Source organism: Vibrio ouci (genome assembly GCF_004551525.1).
Lineage (GTDB): Bacteria > Pseudomonadota > Gammaproteobacteria > Enterobacterales > Vibrionaceae > Vibrio > Vibrio ouci.
The window spans coordinates 1-2405 of record NZ_SATR01000129.1 but is presented as its reverse complement, the minus strand read 5'-3'; the positions used below and the strand labels follow the sequence as shown (position 1 = coordinate 2405).

The window sequence follows — 2405 nt, the reverse complement described above, 5'->3', positions numbered from 1 at the left end:
GTGAACTCTTTCGCTTGCTTATTACTGACCATGGAACTCTCATCAAGGAAGAACAGGGTATTTTTGTACGCTTCCGCTGAGGTGGCGCCGCGGCGCAGATTGGTTAATACATTCTCTAATGTCTGAGCGTTCACGCCTTTATGCTCTATCTCACTGACCGCTGAGTGGGTTGGGGCAAGGCCAATGATTTGTTCCGGTTGGTTTCGGCCAACCCGGGTCACATGGTCAATGAGGGCGATATTGGTTTGGAGCATGGTGGATTTACCTGTGCCGGCTAAACCCTGGATGGCGACAAAACTGTCCTCGGTGGTTGAAATAAGATGAATCGAGTTCTTTTGACCATCAGAGAGGTGAGAGTGAGCGATGAGGTAGGAATGGACTTGCTTTGAAGTCGCGAACGGCTTGTGTTGTCCTTTGCCTCGCTCAATATTGCCGAGGATGTGTTTCTCGGTTTCAATCGCCGCTTCTGTCGTCCAGCGTGTCCCATCGCTGTAGTCGGCTGAAAGGACATCACTGCGTTTAGCCAGCTCTGCTTCAATGTGCGTCTTGGTGATAGAGCTGTTGGCTTCTTCAAACGCATAACGCACCGCTTCGATAACCAGGCTTTTTTGCGTAAATCCGGCTTCCTTTTCTAAAAGGTGGTTCAGCGCGAAATCGACCGCTTTCTCTGATAAGGGCGCGTGCTGCTCTTTGGAGAGCAAAGCGATGGCTTGCTCAATGTCGTGTCTGAGCGTGGTCTCTGTGGCTTGCGATAAATAGCGTTCATTGACCAGATGGGTATGCAGAACTCGCTCGATGGCTGACGGTCTCACTTCTGCTTTTTCTAATGCCAGCTGGGCTTTTTTAGTATGATCCGTGAAGATATCTAAGCGAGAGCTGTTCTCTGTCAGGTCATTGAGTAACGCTTTTCCTGACAGCAAGGTATGCGCTTTGGGCTCAAACTGGTTAGAGGAATGGGCATAATCGTAGCTGAGTGGGGCGTCTTTGAGGTTTTGAATGGAAAGGGTCCTTGATTGGCCTTGATGATTGGTGAACGTTAAGGTGTCTTTGGATATGGACGTGACAAGGTAACGCTCGCCAGCCTCTATCTGTGACGGAAGGTGTTTACCAGTGGCCATGATGCGTTCGCCTTGCGAGATTTCAAGGCAATCAGGCTTAAACAACTGCATATTCATTGACGTAAACTCTCTGGAAGAGGGATCGAAGGTATGTGCTTTCCTCTCGGTTTTACTTAAGGCTTCCAAGGTGTTGGATGCCTTATCGACACTGGCGATCACGAAGTCGTGAGGTTTTCCGTTTTTCCACTGTCTGAGCGTCATACCGGCTTTGTAATACTTGGCTAACTCTCTTTGGGGCTGTAGAGAGGTAATGAGCCTCTTGGGTGAACAAGGTGATGCTGGTATGTGAGAGTTGGCCATCATTTTTCAATGTGGCTCGGATCTCATCGGTTAATCGTCGTTGCTCAACCCCGGAGGTGGCCAACACTTGTGTGTTGGCTTTGTCAGGCAAGTCGGCGTAGGTTCGGGCAATATTGTGTTCGTCTCGACGATGCAGTCGCACCAGACTGTCTGCCTGTTTGCTGTTGACCCAGGTATGCGTGGTGACATTCCCTTTGGTGTAAAGTTGAATGGCACTGTGCGCTTTCACCCCTTGTCTTCTTGATACGCAGTTAAGCAAAACCACTTTGCTGTTGGAGCGAGTGGCTGTGTTAGTTAGGGATATCAACTCTTCGGCGCTCATCTTGTTGGCATGGTCGACCAGGATCACATCTTTATTGGTCAATGGGAGCGCGGAGTGCAAGAGTCCGTATAGGGTATGGCGTTGATCCTCTTGGAATAAGTGCTTAACCCAAGTGGCAAACGTGCGACTTTCTCGCAGTATGTTTTGCTGGTTTTGGCGATGGTGCAGAGCATTTTGAGAGATAAGCTGCACCCGTTTTCCACTGTGATTGCCGACGTTCAAAAGGGTGTGTGCAATTTGCTCAGAGGAGCCAATGACGTTGACCACATGAAATTGTTTGGTTGAGCGGTAGATATCGGCTACTTTCTGGCGGTTATCCCAGGTGATATTCAAACGGCTTAAGGTGGCGTTATCGACATTGGTGCGCATGTTATGACGGCGGCATGGCTAAAGAGCATCGCTAAAATCCCGGACAAGGGCAGTCGAATGCGTGACATGGTATTTTTCCTTAAACTTGAGTCCCTCCCATGTGGAGATCGCCTAGGTAAGGGGGGCGGGCATGGTTGTTGAGGAAGAAGGTGTGGCGCTTTGATCAAAGGTCATAGGGGACCAACCCTGCGCAGAAGAAGTCAAGCGAGCAAGGTGGCCACCGCAGAGGTCTGAATGTTACCTGGACTACATTGGGTGTGCTGATCTCGGTGTCAGTGATGAAGCTCTATGTGGTC

2 protein-coding genes are annotated in these 2405 nt (G+C 49.8%); both read right to left on the bottom strand.

What is annotated here, in order from left to right; translation table 11 throughout:
- A partial coding sequence (locus tag ELS82_RS27155; protein WP_244230881.1) for an AAA family ATPase occupies nucleotides 1–1319 on the bottom strand: 1319 nt, incomplete at its 3' end.
- On the bottom strand, nucleotides 1258–2109 hold the full coding sequence (locus ELS82_RS27150) for a hypothetical protein (protein ID WP_244230880.1): 852 nt from the start codon (nucleotides 2107–2109) through the stop codon (nucleotides 1258–1260). The genes ELS82_RS27150 and ELS82_RS27155, both read right to left, overlap by 62 nt.
- Between the last annotated feature and the right edge of the window lie 296 nt (nucleotides 2110–2405).

What these genes read in the sequence shown, in the direction of transcription:
- ELS82_RS27150 (WP_244230880.1), bottom strand. Translation starts at nt 2,109, where the DNA reads ATGCGCACCAATGTCGATAACGCCACCTTAAGCCGTTTGAATATCACC.